Genomic DNA, 18,747 nt, shown 5'->3' on the forward strand with positions numbered 1-18,747 from the left:
ATGCTTCGTGTCCACGCGTGGCTTGTTCAACGCGGGCATGCATCGGCGACATTTCGCCGTGGCTTGCAACGTCGATGAGTCCGGCGGTCGCCGGCGCGCGACTAGGGCCCGCTTTCCAGTCGCCGCAGCTGCTGCGCCGCATGGGCGTTGTTCGGGTCCAGCGCCAGCGCACGTCGATACGCCTCGATCGCGCCTTGGCGATCGCCGTTGAGCGACAGCGCTTCGCCCAGGCTGTCGTGGGCGTTGCCGCTGTCGGGGTACAGGGCGACGATGCGTTCGAAGATCGCCTGGGCCTGCTTGGGACGGCCGGAGGCGAGCAGGCGGTAGCCCCAGTCGTTGAATTCGGCTTCGGGGAACGCCGCGTCCGGATGCTTCGTGCGTAGCTCGTGCAAGGCCGCTTCGACATGCTCGTAGCCGCCGTCGTCCAGGGCGATCCGCAGCGCCGGAATGCCGCTCAGAGGGAGCCCGGGCGCGTAGATCTTGGCGATGCCGTCGATGAAGTCTTCCGGATAGGCGCCGGACAGATTGGTGAGCACGACCACGCCGAGGTCGTCGTCCGGATACAGGAACACCGCCGAGCGTCCGCCGCCGGTCATGCCCACCATGCGGTGGTCGCCGCGCGCGAAGACCTGCCAACCCAGTCCCCATTGCCCCGGCTTGCCGTCGGCGAAGCGCACCGGCGTCCACAGCAGCTCGCGCGTGCGCGCGTCGATCAGCTTCGCGTCCAATACCGCCCGCGCCCAGCGCGCCATGTCCGCGGCGGTGCTGTTGATGCCGGAGGACGCCTGCCGATAGGCGGGGAAGCGCTCGTGGATAGGGCGCAGGGTCCGGGGCGTACCCGCTCCGGTGTCCCGATAGCGGTAGTTCGGGCCTTTGCCGGGAACCACGACGTCGGCGTCGCCATAGCCGGTGTCGCGCATGCCGGCGGCGGTAAATTGCGGCGTCGCCAAGGCCGCGTCCGTCGGGCGCTGCATCAGTCGGTTGATGATGCGCTGCAGCAGCGTGTAGTTGGTCTGGCAATAGTCGTAGCGTTCGCCGGGGGCGAAGCGGACCGGCTGCGCCAGGGTCCATGCCCACGCGGCGGCGGGGTCCTGCTCGACGGTCGGTGCGCGCAGCACGTCGGGCAGGCCGGACATGTGCGACATGATCTGTTCGACGGTGACGGTGCGCCAGGACTCCGGCAGGTCGTCGAGGTAACGCGACAGCGGGGCTTTGGGGTCCAGGCGCCCCTGCGCGATGACGGCGCCCGCGGCGATGCCCGAAAACGCCTTGGTGATGGAGTTCAGCGAGAACACCGAGCGGTCGGAGACCGGCACACCCAGCTCCACGCTGGCGAGGCCGTAGTTGCGCAGCAGCACGGTCCGGTCCTTGCGGACCACGGCGAGCTGCAGGCCCGGGATGCCCAGTTGCTGCATCCGCCTGTGCACCAGCGCATCGACGGCGCGGGTGTTCACATCCGTTGCAGTTGCCGCTGCCGGTGTCTGGCCGGCATGAGCGCCGCTGGCGATGGTGGCCGAGAGCGCTAGCGCCAGCAGTAAGCCTGATTTCATGAGCATGCGATGTCCGTGTTGGAGCGGGCGCCGTGGAACCTCCAGGCGCGCCTACGAATCAACGCGCGGCGGCTTCGTGGGATGACAGCAGGGTGGGGAGGATGTGGCCGCCGCGGGCCTGGCTAGAGCACGTCCCAATTCGCCCGGCCGCCGATCGTTTTCTTGCCCAGCGTGAGCGTGCCGACATCGCCACGGACCTCCAGCAGGAACGACGGCGGCTGACGCGGATCGCCAGGGTTGGTGTGGCGCACCGTAAGACGCTTATGCGCGCGATCCATGCGTACCACGTAAGCCTTGGGATTGGCTTCGTACTGGCCGCTGCCGGTCCAGGTGGTATGCGGGAAGCCCGGATCTTCGCGGCCGACCAGTTGGAAAGAGAAGAAGTCCGCGGGCGTGCTGCCGGCCGAGTAGCGGAACAAGGTGCCGGTGGCGAGGGCCGGCAGGCTGTAGATGGCCAGGGCCAGCAGCAGCGCCCAGGTGCGGGTGTGGCGGAAGCCGCGAACAGCGAAACGGATGCAGCCTTCCATTGCGAGAGCTCCGTGTTGGGCCCGTCGTCGGACGCACGAGCATTGTGAGTCGCCGTTCTGCGAAGGAGCAATCGGGGAAGTGCGTCCGCGTGTGGGCATGCGCCAGGCCGGTGAGCAACGCGCCGGAGCCCGAACCAGCTCGCCGGGCCAGCGCCATCGGGCGTTCGGCCGACGCCCGGGACCCTGCCTGGGGAGACCGGGCCGGTGGCATATCGAGCTTGCGTGCAGGACGACATGCAAGCGGCAGTCGGCGACGAGCGGCACGCAGCATTGCGCAAACGCTGCCTTTTCGATCGATACCGTCGCGGTAAGCTGATCGCGCCGCAGCTCGGTCATTCGGCGAGCATCGCGGTCCCCATTCCGCACTCGAGACCGCCCATGAATCGCACCCCTCTCTCACTTCTGGTAACCGCGGCACTGGCCGCCGCGACGCTTGCGGCTTGTTCCAAACCCCAGCCCGCGGCCAGCGACGCGCCGGCTCCGGCGGCGGCGCCCGTCGCGGCCACGGCCCCGGCAGCCGAGTCGGCGAATCCGGACGTGCTGCGCTTCAAGATCGGCGCGCTCGACGCCACGGCCCTGAAGGACGGCGACATCGACGCCGGCAACGACGGCAAGACCTTCGCCATCGGCCACCCGCCTGCGGACGTGGCCGCATTGCTGGCCGCGGCGGGCCAGCCGACGGATGTATTGCACCTGAGCATCCAGCCCCTGCTGGTGCGCAGCGGCGCCCGGGTCCTGCTGTTCGATACCGGTGCCGCCGACGCCTCCTTCGCGCGCGCCGGGCGCTTGCCCGCTTCGCTGCGCGCGGCCGGCGTCGAGCCTTCGCAGGTCACCGACATCTTCCTCTCGCACCAGCATCAGGACCATGTCGGCGGTTTGCTCACGGGCGAAGGCAAGCTCGCTTTTCCGAATGCCGCCCTCCATCTGTCGGCGCCCGAGTGGGACAGCCTGAAGCGCGACAAGGACGCCGCCGCGCTGGTCGCCGCGATGACGCCCAAGGTCGCCACCTTCCAGCCCGGCGCGGCCATCATCCCCGGCGTGGTCACCGCGGTGGCCGTGGACGGACACACGCCCGGCCACAGCGCCTACGAGATCGCCTCGGGCGACCAGCGCCTGCTCTACATCGGCGATACCGCGCACCACTACGTGATTTCGGTGCAGCGCCCGGAATGGACCATTCAGTACGACACCGATGCGCCGTTGGCCCAGACCAGCCGCCGCGCGCTGCTGCAACGCGCCGCCGACGGCAATCTGCGCGTGTACTCCGTGCATTTCCCGTTCCCGGGCCTGGGCCGCATCAAGGCCCAGGGCGAGAGCTTCGTGTGGGTGCCCGAGAGCTGAGCGCGCAGTAGCGGCCGCGTGACGCGCGTGCTCACGCGGCCGTGCGTGCGATCAGCGTGCGCCAGGGCCCGTCCCTGCCGTCCTGTTGCGCCTCCCAGACGACGCTGAGGCCGAGGCCCTGCAGGCGCTCGTCCATCGCGGCGGCGCTCCATAGCACCACGCGGTAGTCGCCCGAGGCTCCGTGGTCCCAGTGCTCGCCTTCGCCCAGCGGATACGACAACAGGATCGCGCCGCGGTCGGTCAGCGCATCGGCCATCTTGCGCAGCGCGCCATCCAGGTCGGCGCGCTCGAAGTGCTGCAGCACGTACTGCAGCAGGATGCCGTCGTAGCGAGCCGCGATCTCATCGGTGAGCAGATCCAGCGCGTCCACGCGTTGGCCGCGTTCGGCCTGGAAATCGCGGAAGGCGGCGGTCGCCTCGGTGCGGTGGACCCGCAGGCCCAGTCCTTCGAGGAAATCGGCATCCCATCCCGGCCCGGAGCCGATATCCAGCACGCGGCCGCCGGGAGGCAGCAGCTCGGCCAGACGCCGCATGGCCGAGGCGGCGGGCTCCGGCGGCTGCTGCGGCACCGAGGTCGCGTAGTCGCGCGCGCAGTTCTCGTAGCCGGCGACGGTGCGGCGATTGTGGGGATGCGAATCGGGCATGGCGATACTCCGCAGGATTGGGCCAAGGCTCTCGGAATCCGAGGGCGGGGTTGCGATCCGGCCGTAACGATAAACCCGCCGCAGCTGCGCAGGCACCGAACCGGGGGCGAGGCCGTTCGAGAGACGGCAAGGGGCGATGGACGCGCCCGGATGGGCCGTGCCAGGATGCCGCCGGGGAAAACCGGATAGGGGGAAGCCATGAGGCTCGCAGCCGCGCTGCTCGGTCTGTCGTTGTCTGTCGCCAGCGGAAATCTCCTGGCCCAGGTCCAGTCGCTGGGAGAACGTCCGTTCGTGGGCGGGGTGCAAGTGGGATGCCCGGGCACGACGACCTATGTAATGCCGATAAGCGATCTGGCCCAGGCCGTGCCGGGCGAGATCCGGCTGAGTCCTGCGTTCTTTTCGCAACCTGCGGTGCTGCAGGTCTTCGTGTATGCGCACGAGTGCGCCCATCAGATCTATGGCGGCGGCGCCGCCGGTGAAGCGGCCGCCGACTGCTGGGCGATCAAGCTGGGCCGCGATCAGGGCTGGCTGCCGCCGAACGCGACCTATCTGATCGCCCAGTCGGTGGCCGATACGGCGGGCGACTGGACCCATGCGCCGGGCCCGATCCGGATCCAGCAGATGGCGGCCTGCTACGACATGCCCTAACCGCCGAAGCTGCCGTTGAAGTAGCGCATGCGCAGCTCATCGCGGCGTTGCGAGTTGAGGCACTGCGCCGCTTCGTCCAGGTTGCAGCGAGCGATCGACGGGTCCTCGATCCAGATGCGGAAGCGGGTGTCGAGTACGAATTGCTCGCGTTGCCGCCGCAGCTGCGCGAGCTGGCCTTTCAAAAAGCGCATTCGCTCTTCCCGCTCCGGCGTGCTGGGCAGTTGCGCGAGCGCTCCGATCTGCTGCAGGACCTGGTCCTGCTGCGCCAGGGCGGCCTCGGTATCGGGGATGTCGGAGAACCGCACCGGCAGTTGCGCCCGGATGTCGTAGTCGTCGCGCGGCAGGTCGGCGGGGTAGACGCAATCGCGATCGTTGCCGATGCAGTCCTGCAGCGTCTGTTTGAGCCGGTTGCGCTGGGAGATCGCGGCATCCTGGAGCAGTTCGATCCGTCGCAGCGCGTGGTTGTCGTAGATGCCGTACGCGGCACGGTCCTGGCGCATGTCGTTCATCGCGCCGATCAGGTTCTCCAGCCGCAGGTGCTGGTCGGCGATCTGGCCGATGTCCGGATCGGTCGCGTTCTGGCTTTGCGGGAAGTTCGGCAGCTCGGAGTAATAGGTGATGCCGATCTCGACGGGGGCCGCGCCGTCGGTGGCCGTCCCCAGTTCGGTGACCAGCGTGCGCAGTTCGCCTTCGGTGGTGGCGATCTTGGTTCCCGCCCCGCCCAGTTGGGTGTAATGGATGGACAGGCGTCCTTCCTTGCCCATTTGGTCGATGATCTGTTTCGCCGACGCGGAGGCGCTGAACAGGCCGTAGGAGCCCGCCATCTTTCCCTTGATTTCATCGCGTTCCTTCTGGGTCCGCGTGCGGAACGAATAGACCCCCTGTATCCCGGACTGCCGGAAGATCGAGGACACGAAGGCGTCGCCGCAGCGCCGGCGGAACTCCATCGGGTTGCTCGCGGCCAGTTGCGCCAGCCCGCTGCGCAGCCGGATCGCGTTGCTTTGGTCCGGGCCCTCGTCTTTGGGCGCCAGATAACTGGCGCCCCGCGCGATGCGCACGTCCACGCTGATGTTCAGCGAGTTCATGTCCATGTTGTAGGTGCGCAACAGGGAGCCGCTGGCCGACCCCGACGCCCCGATGATCCAGCTGGCTTTGGCCTTCGCCGACATCGACAGCGAGGTCATGAAGGAGGCGGTGTCGGAGAACTCCTCGAAGCGTTGCGTGCGCTTCTCCGATCGGTCTTCGGTCTGGCTCGCCAGCACGCAGTTCTCGTTGGTCTTGGTCAGCCTGGTGGAATGCCAGCCCGTGCCCAATTGCACGCCGGCTTCCGGATACGGCGCCTTTTCGCTCGCGGCCGCGGTCAAGCCATGGCTGCTCAATCCGACCAGCAGACAGGCGAGCGCTCGGAAGTTCCCCATATACCCCTCCCCCCAGAGGACGATGAAAGGCCTAATGTATCGCACCCGGTCCGCGCCCCGCCGTGGCGGAGGCGGACGGAACGGGCGATGGCCGCTGCGGCCGCGTACCCGGACGCTGGCCTGTCCCGGCCTCGCCCGACGTTGGCCCCGGATGTCGAGCCAACGGAGGGCGGGTCATGATCGTCTCGGTGTTCAATCTCAGCCACGGCGCCATCAGCGACATTCAGATGCAGAAGGTGATCCGGGCGATCAACATCCAGATCGAGCGCGACTTCGAACCGTACTGGGGCTTCGGCGCGACGCTGCGACTGGAGGGGCACACGGCCCGCAAGGGGAAGCGACGCTTCGAATTCGATCCCTTGGACATGCGCGGCGACGGCGTGCTGTACGTGCTGGACAAGTTCAACAAGGACCTGGCCGGCGCGCACGAGACCGACTTCCGCGGCGTGCCGGCCGGCGTGGTCTACCTGGATCTGAGCAAGGGCCTGCAGGAGGACTGGACCGTCAGCCTCTCGCACGAAGCGCTGGAGATGATCGGCGACCCGCAGGTCAACCTGGTCGTGCAGGGGCCGCATCCGGAAGCCCGCGACCGCGACGTGTTCCATTGGTTCGAGATGTGCGACGCCGTGCAGGCCCAGTCCTATGCCATCGACGGCATCGGCGTCGCCGATTTCGTGCTGCCCCTGTACTTCACGCCTTCGTCGGAACCGGGCTCGCGCAACAACTTCATGGGCGCCGTGACCCGCGGCAAGAAGAGTTTCGATCTGCCTTCCTTCGGCGTCGCCCATGGCGGCTACATCGGTTACTTCGATCCGAAGAAGGCCGACAACCTGACCTACGAGCACGAAGGCGACGCCCTGGCCAGGAAGCGCCGCGCCCTGAAGCAGGGCCGCATCGGCCGTCGCGCGCAGCGCATGCTCAAGACGGCCAATTTCGCCAGGATCCCGAAAGCCTAGCCCGGCGCGAGCGTGGGGCCGCGGTCGGCTGCGGCGGCCGCCGCAGCGCCTACTTCATCGGCTGACGGATGATGGTTTTCCACTTGGCCGGGGCGGCGCGGCGTATGTCGCTCAGGTAGATCTCGTGGTGTTTGCCGGCCAGCGCGGAACGCGCCTGGATATAGTCGTGGACGCGCTGGATGGTCGGGCCTTCCTCGCTGAAGGGGCCGACATGCAGGATCTGGGCGCAGCCGCCTTCGGCGAAACGCTCCAGCCGCAATTCGTCCACCGCGGCCAGCGCCTTCTTGCGCCGCACTTCCGCGATGGCCGTCTGGATGAGCGCGGCCTCCACGAAATCCGGCTGCAGGATCATCATCGTCCACCGCCACTGCGAGCGATCGTCGGCGACGAAGGCGGACATGTCGTCGGACCACCACAGCCCTTCCAGCGGCATCACCGCGTAGTCGATCCCCGGCTTGCCCTTCTTCACCATGAACTTGGCGGTGTAGGACACCGAGAACAGGGCCTCCACCGCCGCGGCGTATGCCGGCGAGGTGTTGGGGTCGCCGGCGCCGTCGATCATGAGATAGCGCAGGCTCGGAACCTCGACCCGGACCACGTCCTTCGCGGAGGCCTGGTAGAGGTGTTTCAGTTCCTTCTTGAGATCGACCTTCTGCACGCAAGCTCCCGGGGGCGGCGGACGGCCGATCTTAACCGCGCGGGGCCGGGCCTCCATTGCGAGAGCGTGCGGCGTTGGGTAGGAAGCGGCCGTGTCGAACATCGGCCGCTTCGATTCCGCAGCGCCTGCCGGCGGATCGGGCCGACGCCCGGGCCATCCGACGCTGTTCACGCAGCGGCGATGAGCCCGGACACGGCGTCGACGTTGCCGATCGCGATGGCGGCCGGCGCCTGCGATGCCTCGGTTTGGATCGTGGCCTTGCCCAGATGTCGCGGCGCCGGGTTGGTCGCGTTCAAGGCCCAGAAGGAACCGTCGGCAACGGCCGCTCGGGCGTCGGCGGTCGGCGCATAGCGGCCGAGGGACGGCCTGGCGTTGTTTCGGGTGGATGGACGCGCTGCGCCGGCGCCCGCGTGTGCGGCGCATTCGAGACGGTCTGGGGAAGGGGCGATCGCGGCGGCGCGGCGCGCTGTCGAAGCGCTGGATCGCGGCCGGAGAAAAAAGCACGCTTGCGTCCCTATCAATATCTTAGCGCAGGGGGGGCTTGCGGCAAGCCCCCGCCCGTGGCGCCAAATCGCCAGCCTTGAAGCCGGACCCTCCGACGTTGGGAGCGAGGAAATGGGCGAGCGGTTATCGAAGCAGGGGCAGCACGCGCACGCGGTGGTGATCGCCGGCGGCGGCCCGACCGGGCTGATGCTGGCGGGCGAATTGGCCTTGGCCGGCGTGGACGTGGCCATCGTCGAGCGGCGCGCGAATCAGGAACTGGCGGGCTCGCGCGCAGGCGGCCTGCACGCGCGCACGATCGAGATCCTGGACCAGCGCGGTATCGCCGAGCGCTTCCTGGCGCAGGGGCAGGTGGCCCAGGTCGCGGGCTTCGGCGGCGCGAGACTGGATATCAGCGACTTCCCCACCCGCCATCCCTACGGCCTCGGGCTGTGGCAGAACCACATCGAGCGCATCCTGGCCGGCTGGGTCGATGAGTTGCCGGTGAACTTCCATCGCGGATGCGCGGTGACGGGCTTCGCGCAGGACGACCGCGGCGTCGACATCGCGCTGTCCGATGGGCGTTCGCTGAGGGCGCAGTACCTGATCGGTTGCGACGGCGGACGCAGCCTGGTGCGCAAGGCCGCCGGCATCGAGTTTCCCGGTTCGGATCCGACCACCAGCAGCCTGATCGCCGAAGTGGAGCTGAGCGGCCAGCCGGAACTGGGCATCCACCGCAACGCCTGGGGCGTGCATTCCTTCGGCAAGCTGGAATACGAAATCCGCGACGGCCAGGTGGTCTACAAGGACGGCGGGCCGACACGGGTGATGGTGACCGAGGCCCGGGTCGGAACCGCCGAGCCCAAGTTGCGCGATTTAAGCGAGGCGCTGATCGCCGTGTACGGCACCGACTACGGCGTGCACAGCCCGACCTGGATCTCGCGTTTCACCGATACCACGCGCCAGGCCGCCAGTTACCGCGCGGGACGGATCCTGCTGGCCGGCGACGCCGCCCACGTGCATAGCCCGATCGGCGGCCAGGGCCTCAACACCGGCGTGCAGGACGCGGTGAACCTGGGATGGAAGCTGGCCCAGGTGGTCCATCGCACGGCGCCGGACAGCCTACTGGACACCTACCACGCCGAGCGCCACCCGGTCGGCGCGCGCGTGTTGCGCAACACCATGGCGCAAGTGGTGCTGCATCGCAGCGACGATCGCAGCAAGGCCTTGAGCGAGGTGGTGTCGGAGCTGTTGAGCATGGACGAGCCGCGCAAACGCTACGCCGCGATGATGTCCGGCCTGGATATACGTTACGAGTTGGGCGAGGGGCATCCGCTGCTCGGGCGCCGCATGCCCGACCTGGAGCTGATCGGCGCCGAAGGGCCGCTTCGGCTCTATACCCTGCTGCACCGGGCGCGGCCGGTGTTGCTCAATCTCGGCGAGCCGGGCGCCATCGAGATCGCGGCCTGGGCGGATCGGGTCCGCTCGGTCGAGGCCCGCTACGCGGGCGCGTGGGAGCTGCCGGCGATCGGCGTGGTCGCCGCGCCCAGCGCCGTGTTGATCCGACCCGATGGCCATGTGGCCTGGGTGGGCGAGGGCACGGATGCGGGCTTGGCCGATGCCTTGAACGTCTGGTTCGGGCCGCCCGCGGCGATCTAGCCGCTGCCGCCCGGGCCTGTGAGCGTTCGGGTCGCGGGCCCGGTTCGACGCGGCGCGCTCATCGGCAGAGCGTAGGCTTCAGGCGCCGGCGCCCTCGACCGCGCGGTCGAGCTGGGCGATGTCGATCTTGCGCATCGTCATCATGGCCTTGAACGCGCGCTGCGCGGTCTGACCGCCTTGCGCCATCAGCTCGGTCAAACGCCGGGGCGTGATCTGCCAGGACAATCCGAAACGGTCCTCGCACCAACCGCACACGCTCTCCTTGCCGCCGTTGTCGACGATCGCGTTCCAGTAGCGATCGGTCTCGGCCTGATCGTCGGTGGCGATCTGGAAACTCACGGCCTCGTCGAACTTGAACTGCGGGCCGCCGTTGAGCAGCAGGAACGGCATGCCGAGGATCGTCATCTCCACGGTCAGGACGTCGCCCTGCTTGCCGTCGGGATAGTCGCCGGGCGCGCGCATGACGGCGCCGATGCGGCTGTCGGGGAAGGTATCGGCGTAGAAGCGCGCGGCCTCTTCCGCATCGTGGTCGTACCAAAGGCAGGGCTGGATCTTGGCGGTCATGCGGAACCTCCTGGGATCGTTCGAACGCCGGAGATTACTGCGACGCGGGCGAGCCCGGCGTGAATCCAGCAGCGTCGCCGATTCGATCGCATGGATGCGCATACGCTCGACGGCGCGCATTTCCGACCGAGCCGCGCTTCGCTTTCGACCGCCGCCTGCGGGCGGCCACGCGACCGTCGTCGGCTTGACCGGTGCAGTAGCATGAACGCATCACGCCAACCTGGGAGCCCGCCTTGTCTTCGTTCTCCGATCCCCAAGCGGTGGCGCATTACGCGCAAGGCCCTGTTCGGCAGGTGCCGGGTTTTCACGCGCTGCAGCAAATGACGAGTTTGCTGTTGGCCGAGACGGTCCCGCGACAGGGGCAGGTGTTGGTCCTGGGCGCGGGCGGCGGCTTGGAGTTGAAGGTCTTCGCCCAGGCGCATGCGGCTTGGCGCTTCGTCGGCGTGGATCCGTCGGCCGAGATGCTCAAGCTCGCCAGCGCCACGCTGGGCCCGCTCGCGTCGCGCGTCGAGCTCGTCGAGGGCTACATCGACACCGCGCCCGCGGGCCCCTACGACGGCGCCACCTGCCTGCTGACCCTGCACTTCCTCAGCGTCGAGGAGCGCCTGCATACGCTGCGCGAACTCAGGCGGCGCCTGAAGCCCGGCGCGCCCCTGATCGTGGCGCATCACAGCTTTCCATTGGACGGGGATAGGACGACGCGCTGGCTGAAACGCTACGCGGCGTTCGCGGCGGCGTCCGGTGTTCCCGCGGCGGATGCGGACAAGGCCATCGCCGCGATCGGCAGCCGACTGCCGCTGCTCGCACCCGAACAGGAGGTGGCCCTGCTGCAGCAGGCGGGGTTCGACAACATCGAATTGTTCTATGCCGCCTTCACCTTCAAAGGCTGGGTCGGGTACGCCTGAGCGCGGCAGACCCGGCCCGATCGGCCCGGAGCGGTGTTGGCCGGGGACGACAAGGCCGGCGCCCCCGACGAGGATGCCTTGACCACCGTGCCCAACGTGGCCCTGGCGCCGGGCGGCGCCCATGTCCTGAGCAACATCGTCTGTCGCGGCAATGGCGCCAGCGTCTACGCCTTGTTGTGGCGGCGACCGACACCGCGATCGTCTGCACCTGTACCAATGAGCGCAGGCGCGCCGATCTGTCCGTCACCAAGACCAATACGCCAGGCGTGAGCGGCGAGGTCGATCCGGCCATAGACGCGGTGATGGCCGGCGCCACGAGCTATGTGGTGACCGCGCGCAACGCTGGCCCGCACGCGGCCCACGGCGCGGTGGTGCGCGACCTGCCCGGGGCGAACCTGAGCGGGTGTGCCGCGACCGCGTGTACCGCCAGCGGCGGTGCGGTGGCCTTCACGGTGCGATACACGGTCCACTAGCGAGGCTTGGGCGTCGCGGTCAAAGATGCAGGGTTTGGCGCAGGCGCTGCAGCCAGCTTGGATCCCGGGCGATCGGCAGGCCGGCGTGCCAAAGGCGCAGATCGCCGGCGAACGTGAGCATGTCGGGATAGCCGGCCTGCGCGGCCATGGCCCTGGCGACGATGAGCGAGAGGTCGCCGCGAAGCATGCGGGCGAGGGCGCGGTTGTCGCCCAGGGCGCGGTGCTGGGCGATGCCGGCGGGGGCGTCGATGAGGGCATGGGCCATGCTCGCAGCTGCGCTGCCCGGGCCTGCGGGCAGCGGATTGCGGCCGCACAGCAGGCGGAATGCGACCGCGCCCAGGGCGCGCACGTCGGCACCGACGGCGATGCGGTCGTCGGCGCCATCGGCCGTCGCGTCGGTATCGGTTTGCTCCGTCGCGCCGGCACGGCCGAGGCTGGGCAGGCCGAAGCCGACCAGCTGCAGGCGCCCGGTTTCGTCGACCAGCAGACTGCAGGTGGCCAGGTGGCGATGGCGCACGCCATGAGCGTGGGCATGTGCGAGCGCGTCGCAGGCGCGGATCAGCAGCTCGACCCGCTGCGCCAGGGACGATCGGCGGTCGTCGCACCAGGCATCGATGGATTGGCCTTCGACGGGGCGGGTGGCGAACCAGGGGCGGCCGTCGCCGTCGATGCCGCCATCCAGGACGGTGGCGATGGCGGGATGGCGCAGGGCGACCAGGCGCCGCCGCTCGGACAGGAAGCTGCCGACCGCGTAGGGATCTCGCAGCTCGGGATTCAGGCAATCGAGCACGACCTGCTGGCGGTAGCGGCCGTCGTCGCGGTAGGCGAGGTAGCGGCGGCCGCCGCAGATATCGCCGATAGCATGGTCGATGCGCCATGGGCCCAGACGGGCGCCGATGCGGGGATCGCCTAGGGCGGCCTGCTCGGGCGAGGCCAGCAGCGCCAGACGAGCGACCAGGCCGCTGGGCAGTTCCTCGTCCAGCGCATGGTGGCAGCGGTCGGCCTGCAGCAGGTCGGACAGCGCGCCGTGCAGTCGCGGGTTGGCGTCGCGCAGCGACAGCAACCATTGGGCACGTTGCGCGGCCGGAAGATCGACGTAGTCGTCGAACAGGTCCAAGGCGCGAAGCTTGAGTTCGTCCATGGGAAGCGGCGGGGCCGGCGGTGGGCGCGGATGCGCTCGACACAGCAGATATCGCGAAGGCGGGCGGTAGCAGGGCATGTCCAGGGCGTCATTCGTCGTTCGAACGACGAATCTGCGACCTGGTTAGCGTTTCGCTCCGCCGCTGCCTGGCTGCGGGTCGTCTCTGCCTATGGCCGCGGACAGATTCTGAGTGGAATAGGAGCGCTCTGAATACGTAGTCTGTCCGCAGTTCTGCATGCGCCTGGCCGCGGTCGCATCGAGTTCGTACTGCGGTATCGCCTGCGCGCGCCGCGCCTGCAGCATGGAGCGGTTGCGCAGCGCGACCAGGTAGGCGCGCGATTCCTGGGTCGAATAGGCATCCGGGCCCTGGCGGCGCAGATCCAGTGCGTTGGCCCTTTCCAACAGCGCATAGGCGTCGCGGTCGCGGCAGGTTTCGTAGGCGTACAAGGCCCGATAGAGGAAGCTTTCGTGTTCGCCGGCACCGGCCAGGTCGCTGGAGTCGTCGCGGTCGGCGGCGAGCAGACGCGCGAAATCGGCGTCGGCTTCGGCGCGCCGCCCGAGCAGATAGCCCAGGGAGGTGCGGGTTTGCGCGACCAGCTTGCTGAACAGGTCGTCGGGGGCGTGATAGCGGTCGATGTCGGCCCGGGTCTGGTCCAGCAAGGCCGCCGCGCGCGGTAGGTCGGACCGGCTGCCGTTGAGCATCAGCGCGCGCGCCAGGATATGCGTTTCCCGCGCGGTGGGCAGGCCGGCCTCGCGCTTGAACTCCAGGTTCTGGGTGGCCAGGGCCAACAGCGAGGCGGCATCGCCGGCTTGTTGCGCACGCGGCGGCAGGTTCATCAGCCGGATCGACAAGGCGTTGCGCGCGCGCATGGTGATCTCGTGGCGCGGCCCCATGGTCGTGACGCAGATCCTGAGCACCTCGCGCAACTCGTTCACGCTGTCGCGGCTGTCGCCGGGCGCGGTGTAGGCCAGGAACATCAAGGCCTGCGCATACTCGGGGTGCTCGCGGCCGTAGGCGGCCTCGATCATGTCCAGGCCCGCGCGCAGCTTCTGGCGCGCCACCACCTTGCTGCCCGAATAGTATTGGGTGAAGCCCAGCAGGATCCAGGCGCGCCCGGTCTTGGGATGACGTTCGCCCAGGGTGCTGCGGCGGCTCGCCAGCAGGCGCTCGGCGAGCGCGGGCGCGACGCGCTGGCTTTTGCACAGCAGCATGAACAATTCCTCTTCGCGGCCGTCGTCGGCGAGCACGGTGTTGTGCGGCCGCGCCAGCGCGATCGCCGACAACAGGTCGGCATGGGCTTCCTTGAAGCGCGACATGCGCGACAGGTAGCTGCCGCGCCGGATCAGCACCTGCGCCTGCAGTTCCTCGTGGCCCGGTCCCAGCGCACGCGCCTGCGCCAGGGCCTCGTCCAGGGTGCGCAGCGCCGCCGACGGACGCGCCTGGCCCCACTGCGCCTGCGCGAGTTCGGCGCTGAAGTTGATCTTCTCCTGCCGCGCCGACGCGTCGGCGCGATCCGCCAATTCGCTCAGGCGGATCGTGGCCAGGCGGGTGGCCTCGTCGAAGTCGGTGCGCGCGTTGAGCATCGACACCTGGGTGGCCGACACGTAGCCGTCCTCGTCGCCGCTGTCGCCCAGGGCGCGCATCGCTTCCGCGGCCAGGCTTTCGGCATGCTTGTAATCCCCGATCACCGCATTGCCGCGGGCCAGCGTCGCCAGGCTGTGTGCCAGCAGTTCCGGATGCTCGCCCAGCGACATCTGGCGCAACTGCGCCTCGGTCTTGTTCAACAAGGCGCTGGAGGAGAACGGCGCGCTGCCCAGGCCGGACAGGGTGGCGGTGCCGAGCGTGGACGCGAACAGCTGGACCACCGCGAGGGTGGCGCGGGCCTCGCGCGCGGCGCGTTGGCTTTGCCAGGCGGTGATGGCGGTGCCGGCCGCCAGAACCAGCAGCAGCGAGGCGGCCAGGGCGGTCGCCGCGCGGTTGCGGCGCATCAGCTTGCCCAGGCGGGCGAGGCGGCCGAGCGGACGCGCCAGCACCGGCCGGTCCTCGCGCCAGCGCTGCAGGTCGGCGCCGAATTCCGCGGCGCTGGCGTAGCGGTCCTGCGGCGCGTCGGCGACCGCCTTGAGCGCGATCGCGCTGAGGTCGCCGGCCAATTGGTCCGCCAGCGCCGCCGCGCTGCGCGCGCCACGCTGCTGGGCAAGCGATGCCGGGTCGGCGCACGTCCGCAGCAAACGCTCCATCGGTTCGGCCGCCGCGGCGCTCCAGGACGGCATCAGTTCGTGCAGGCCGTGCCGCGGCGTGGGCCAGTGCGCGCACAGCAGGCGATAGGCGAGCACGCCCAGCGAGTAGATGTCGACCGCGGGACCGCGACTGCCGTATCGCAGCAGCTCCGGCGCGCTGTAGTCGAGCGTGGCCGCGAGTTGCCGTTGCGGGGACGCGGCGGCGGTGAGGATGGAGGAGATGCCGAAGTCGACCACGTGCAGATGGCCGTCCGGCGTGACCAGCAGGTTGCCGGGTTTGATGTCGCCGTGCAGCACGCCTTGCGCATGCGCATGCGCGAACGCTTCGCAGGCCTGGATCAGCAGGCCCACGCGGGTGCGCACATCGGCCTTGCGCGCATCGCACCACTGATCGACGGGCATGCCGTCGACGTAGCGCATCGCGAACCAGGGGCGGCCTTCGCCGTCGATGCCGCCGTCGACCAGGCTGGCGATGCCGGCGTGGTCCAGGCGCGCGAGGTGATGGCGTTCGTCGAGAAAGGCGGCCACCAGTTCGGGCGAGACCAGCTCGTTGCGGATGCATTTGAGCGCGACGCGCTGCTGGTAATGGCCGTCGTCGCGGTGGGCCTCGTAGACCGCGCCCATGCCGCCGCGCGCGATCAGGCGCTGCAGGCGCCACGGCCCCAGGCGCTCGCCAACACGGGACTGGTCTGCGCAACGGCTGTCGTCGTCGGGCGCTTCCGTGGAATTCGCGGACTGCCTTCCGGCCAGGAAATCCACGGCCGAGCGCTGCAGGAAGTCGTCGTCCTGGGCGTCGGCATCCAGCAGCGAGCGCAGGATCGCGTGCAGCGGCGCGTCGCACCGCGCCAACGTCTCCAGGGCGCGCGCGCGTTCGGGCGCGGGCATGGCGACGTACTCGTCGAACAATGTCAACGCACGCGCGGACAAAGAAGTCATGACGATGCGGCCAGGTGGAGCGTCCTGCGTTCGGGGCCCTAGGTCGAGTCGTCGTCCGTGCTGCTCGGGTCCAAGGATGCGGCGAGGAAGGCGCGCGCCTTGCGCCAGTCGCGCCGCACCGTGCGTTCGGTGATGCCCAGTACTTGTGCGATTTCCCCTTCGCTCATGCCGGCGAAATACCGCATTTCCACGACTTGGCCCAGGCGCGGATCGACCGCGGACAGATCGGTGAGCGCGCGGTCTATCGCGATCAGCTGATCCAGTTCGGGGTCGTAGGAGGGTTCCTGGATATTGTCGATTTCGCCGGGGTGGTAGTGCTCGGCGCGTTTGCTGGCCTGCAGGCGCCGCACCTCGTCCAGCACCGCGTAGCGCATCGCCCGCGACAGCACCGACAACAGGTGCTGGCGGTTGTTGAGGGTGACCTCGTCCTGGTTCAGACGCAGCCAGGTGCGGTTGATCAGCGAGGTCGGCGAACGCTCGCCGCCGCGCCAGCGCCGGCGCAGGTGCAGGCCCGCGACCTTGTGCAATTCCTGATAAAGCAGGGTGTAGACGCGGTCCCAGGCACCGGCCTGGCCGTTCTGCGCGGCCAGGATGAGCTGAGTAACGGAGTCCATGGTGTCGCAGCCGAATTCGAACCCGGACGGATTGGCGTCCGGGCTGCCCTGTGCCGCTTCCTGGGCCTCGTGGGTCATGTTCTCGGGCGTTTCCGAATGAGAAAGATGTGTCCTTGAGAACGATAAATACGCCAAAGGCGGTCCAGTGTCGATTGTTGCGAACGCAACGTACGGCTGCTGGTCAGGTTTCGCTAACAAGGGCTTCGCGACGCAGGGGAAAACCCCCAGATTTTGTTAGCGATTCGCAGCCGATGGAGCTCACGGGAATGGCACGTTTTTATCTTCAACTAGGCACATGCGCGAAGGCTGCAGGACCGCTTCCTCGTTCTGATCGGCGGACGGTCGCTTCGCCCGCGAACGATGCCGCCGCGAACGAGGTCGGTGCCCGCGGCCACGTCGCATCGCGACCGAACGTCGGCTTGCCGGGCCCTACGTTCTAAGGGGCCAGGCTCAGCAGCCGCTCGCGCAGAGCCGGGTAGTCGGCGCGCAAGGGCTCGGCCGATGCCGGGCGCGCCAAGGCCTCGGCCAGGGCCTGCGGCGGCGGCACCGGATGCCCGACCAGGGGCTCGACGATGCTGTCGAACTTGGCCGGATGCGCGGTCGCGACCACCGCCCAAGGCCGATCGTCGCCTTGCGCGCGCAGGCCTTCGAGCACATGCAGGCCGGTCGCGGTGTGCGGACAGGGAACGATGCCGTGCCGCTGCGGCGCATGCCGGATGGTGTTGGTGATGGTGGCGTCGTCGACGGAGTCGGCGGCGATCGCGGCGCGCAGTGCGGCGTCGCTGGCGAACCAATGGCGCAGGCGCTCGTAGTTGCTGGGCGCGCCCACGTCCATGGCGTTGGCGAGAGTGGCGCGGGTCGGCTGCGCGGCGTAGTCGGCGCCTGCGAAGTAGCGCGGCAGGGTGTCGTTGGCGTTGGTGGCCAGGCGGATCTCGCCGATCGGCAGGCCCATGCGCTGGGCGACCAGCGCCGCGCAGGCATTGCCGAGATTGCCGGTGGGCACGATGAAGTTGAGGGCGGTGCCGCTGCGCGCATGGTGTCGCGCGGCGGCGTGGGCGTAGTAGGCGGCTTGCGGCAGCAGTCGGCCCAGGCTGATGCTGTTGGCCGAGCTAAGCGGCAGGGTGTCGCGCAGCGCCTGATCGGACAGGGCCTGCTTGGCCAGGCGCTGGCAGGCGTCGAAGTCGCCGTCGACCCGATAGGCCTGGACGTTGTCGCCCCAGCAGCCCAGGCCGTGGGCCTGGCGCGGCGAGACGCGGCCGTCGGGGTAGAGGATCAGCACCCGGAAACCGGGCCGGCGATGGAAGGCGGCCGCCACCGCGGCGCCGGTGTCGCCCGAGGTCGCGACCACGATGGTGGTCGGCGGCGCGTCCGCTGTGCGCAGCGCCGACAGCGCCTCGGCGAGGAAGCGCGCGGCGTAGTCCTTGAACGCGGCGGTGGGGCCGTGGAACAGCTCCAGCAACAGGTCGTCGGGCCGCGACAGCGCGCGCAGCGGCGCCGGGAAGTCGTAGGCGCTGTTGCACAGTTCAGGCAGGCGGTAGCGCAGCGCGGAGCCGGCGAAGTACGGCGCGAGCAGTGCCTGTGCGGTGTCGGCAAGCGCGTCGCGGGGGGGCTGCGGCGGCAGTATCGGCACGCGCTCGGGCACGTAGAGACCGCCGTCGGGGGCGAGACCGGCCGACAGCGCATCGTCGATCGCGGTCGCTGGCGTCTGGCCGCGGGTGCTGAAGAAGTTCATGGGCGGTCTCGGTGCGATGCGGTTTGGCGGGTGGTGGCGAAAGAGCAAATCCCCGTCGGTCCCCTTTTTTCAAAGGGGGAAGACCGGCGGGCTTTCGCAAAACGGGAATGCCGGCGGGCCTTGGCGGGCAGGGAATGCAGTGGCGGGCTCGTCGAGCTCGCAGGCGTGTCCGGCACCGACGAGGAACCGCGACGGCGCCCCGCTGCTCTCGCCTTTGGAAAAGGGGGGCACGGGGAATTCGCTTCTGCCTGCGCGCCTGCGACG

Annotated in this window: 17 protein-coding genes; 6 read left to right on the top strand and 11 right to left on the bottom strand. The window is 69.1% G+C overall.

The annotated features are described in order from the left end of the window. Positions 1-101: 101 nt before the first annotated feature. Complete coding sequence (locus tag V1318_RS19980; protein WP_332941523.1) at positions 102-1,550, bottom strand: serine hydrolase; 1,449 nt, start codon at positions 1,548-1,550, stop codon at positions 102-104. A gap of 122 nt (positions 1,551-1,672) precedes the next feature. Beyond that, positions 1,673-2,077 (bottom strand): hypothetical protein, encoded by a 405-nt coding sequence (locus tag V1318_RS19985; RefSeq protein ID WP_332941524.1) that lies wholly within the window; start codon positions 2,075-2,077, stop codon positions 1,673-1,675. Positions 2,078-2,614: 537 nt separating this feature from the next. Between V1318_RS19985 and V1318_RS19990 the strand changes: the two genes are divergently transcribed. Further along, entirely contained in the window at positions 2,615-3,418 is an 804-nt protein-coding gene (locus V1318_RS19990; protein WP_332941525.1) for an MBL fold metallo-hydrolase, read from the top strand. A gap of 31 nt (positions 3,419-3,449) precedes the next feature. Here the strand turns inward: V1318_RS19990 and V1318_RS19995 are convergent, their stop codons facing one another. Next, positions 3,450-4,061: a methyltransferase domain-containing protein gene (locus tag V1318_RS19995; protein ID WP_332941526.1), complete on the bottom strand. Its 612-nt coding sequence runs from the start codon at positions 4,059-4,061 to the stop codon at positions 3,450-3,452. 198 nt (positions 4,062-4,259) lie between these two features. Between V1318_RS19995 and V1318_RS20000 the strand changes: the two genes are divergently transcribed. Beyond that, positions 4,260-4,709, top strand: coding sequence for a hypothetical protein (locus tag V1318_RS20000; RefSeq protein ID WP_332941527.1), 450 nt, complete (start codon positions 4,260-4,262; stop codon positions 4,707-4,709). On the opposite strand, the gene V1318_RS20005 is transcribed toward V1318_RS20000, so the two are convergent. Next, on the bottom strand, positions 4,706-6,127 hold the full coding sequence (locus V1318_RS20005; protein ID WP_332941528.1) for a hypothetical protein: 1,422 nt from the start codon (positions 6,125-6,127) through the stop codon (positions 4,706-4,708). The two genes, V1318_RS20000 and V1318_RS20005, sit on opposite strands and share 4 nt — an antisense overlap. A 176-nt stretch (positions 6,128-6,303) precedes the next feature. Here V1318_RS20005 and V1318_RS20010 point away from each other — a divergent pair, with 176 nt between their 5' ends. After that, the gene (locus V1318_RS20010; RefSeq protein WP_332941529.1) at positions 6,304-7,083 is read left to right on the top strand and encodes a hypothetical protein; all 780 of its coding nucleotides are present in this window, start codon (positions 6,304-6,306) and stop codon (positions 7,081-7,083) included. A 49-nt stretch (positions 7,084-7,132) separates the two neighbouring features. On the opposite strand, the gene V1318_RS20015 is transcribed toward V1318_RS20010, so the two are convergent. Together V1318_RS20015 and V1318_RS20020 are read right to left on the bottom strand one after the other, a co-directional pair. After that, entirely contained in the window at positions 7,133-7,741 is a 609-nt protein-coding gene (locus V1318_RS20015) for a GyrI-like domain-containing protein (RefSeq protein WP_332941530.1), read from the bottom strand. Between the two features lie 167 nt (positions 7,742-7,908). Next, entirely contained in the window at positions 7,909-8,037 is a 129-nt protein-coding gene (locus V1318_RS20020; protein ID WP_332941531.1) for a hypothetical protein, read from the bottom strand. A 319-nt stretch (positions 8,038-8,356) separates the two neighbouring features. On the opposite strand from V1318_RS20020, the gene V1318_RS20025 reads away from it, so the two are divergent. Beyond that, complete coding sequence (locus V1318_RS20025; protein WP_332941532.1) at positions 8,357-9,880, top strand: FAD-dependent monooxygenase; 1,524 nt, start codon at positions 8,357-8,359, stop codon at positions 9,878-9,880. A gap of 78 nt (positions 9,881-9,958) precedes the next feature. Here V1318_RS20025 and V1318_RS20030 read toward each other — a convergent pair whose 3' ends face one another. After that, on the bottom strand, positions 9,959-10,444 hold the full coding sequence (locus V1318_RS20030; protein WP_332941533.1) for a VOC family protein: 486 nt from the start codon (positions 10,442-10,444) through the stop codon (positions 9,959-9,961). Positions 10,445-10,677: 233 nt separating this feature from the next. Here V1318_RS20030 and V1318_RS20035 point away from each other — a divergent pair, with 233 nt between their 5' ends. Together V1318_RS20035 and V1318_RS20040 are read left to right on the top strand one after the other, a co-directional pair. Beyond that, on the top strand, positions 10,678-11,349 hold the full coding sequence (locus V1318_RS20035) for a methyltransferase domain-containing protein (RefSeq protein WP_332941534.1): 672 nt from the start codon (positions 10,678-10,680) through the stop codon (positions 11,347-11,349). A 176-nt stretch (positions 11,350-11,525) separates the two neighbouring features. Further along, positions 11,526-11,822: a hypothetical protein gene (locus V1318_RS20040; RefSeq protein WP_332941535.1), complete on the top strand. Its 297-nt coding sequence runs from the start codon at positions 11,526-11,528 to the stop codon at positions 11,820-11,822. Positions 11,823-11,841: 19 nt separating this feature from the next. Here V1318_RS20040 and V1318_RS20045 read toward each other — a convergent pair whose 3' ends face one another. From V1318_RS20045 to thrC, 4 genes are all read right to left on the bottom strand, one after another. Beyond that, a complete protein-coding gene (locus V1318_RS20045) occupies positions 11,842-12,963 on the bottom strand; it encodes a protein kinase (RefSeq protein ID WP_332941536.1) in 1,122 nt (373 codons plus the stop codon). A gap of 123 nt (positions 12,964-13,086) precedes the next feature. After that, positions 13,087-16,137, bottom strand: a complete 3,051-nt coding sequence (locus tag V1318_RS20050) for a serine/threonine-protein kinase (RefSeq protein WP_332941537.1) — start codon at positions 16,135-16,137, stop codon at positions 13,087-13,089. 38 nt (positions 16,138-16,175) lie between these two features. Next, on the bottom strand, positions 16,176-16,829 hold the full coding sequence (locus V1318_RS20055) for an ECF-type sigma factor (protein WP_332941538.1): 654 nt from the start codon (positions 16,827-16,829) through the stop codon (positions 16,176-16,178). A gap of 358 nt (positions 16,830-17,187) precedes the next feature. After that, positions 17,188-18,483, bottom strand: coding sequence for a threonine synthase (gene thrC / locus V1318_RS20060; protein ID WP_332941539.1), 1,296 nt, complete (start codon positions 18,481-18,483; stop codon positions 17,188-17,190). Positions 18,484-18,747 lie beyond the last annotated feature (264 nt).

It is taken from the genome of Lysobacter sp. CCNWLW3 (assembly GCF_036697405.1).
Taxonomy (GTDB): domain Bacteria; phylum Pseudomonadota; class Gammaproteobacteria; order Xanthomonadales; family Xanthomonadaceae; genus Lysobacter.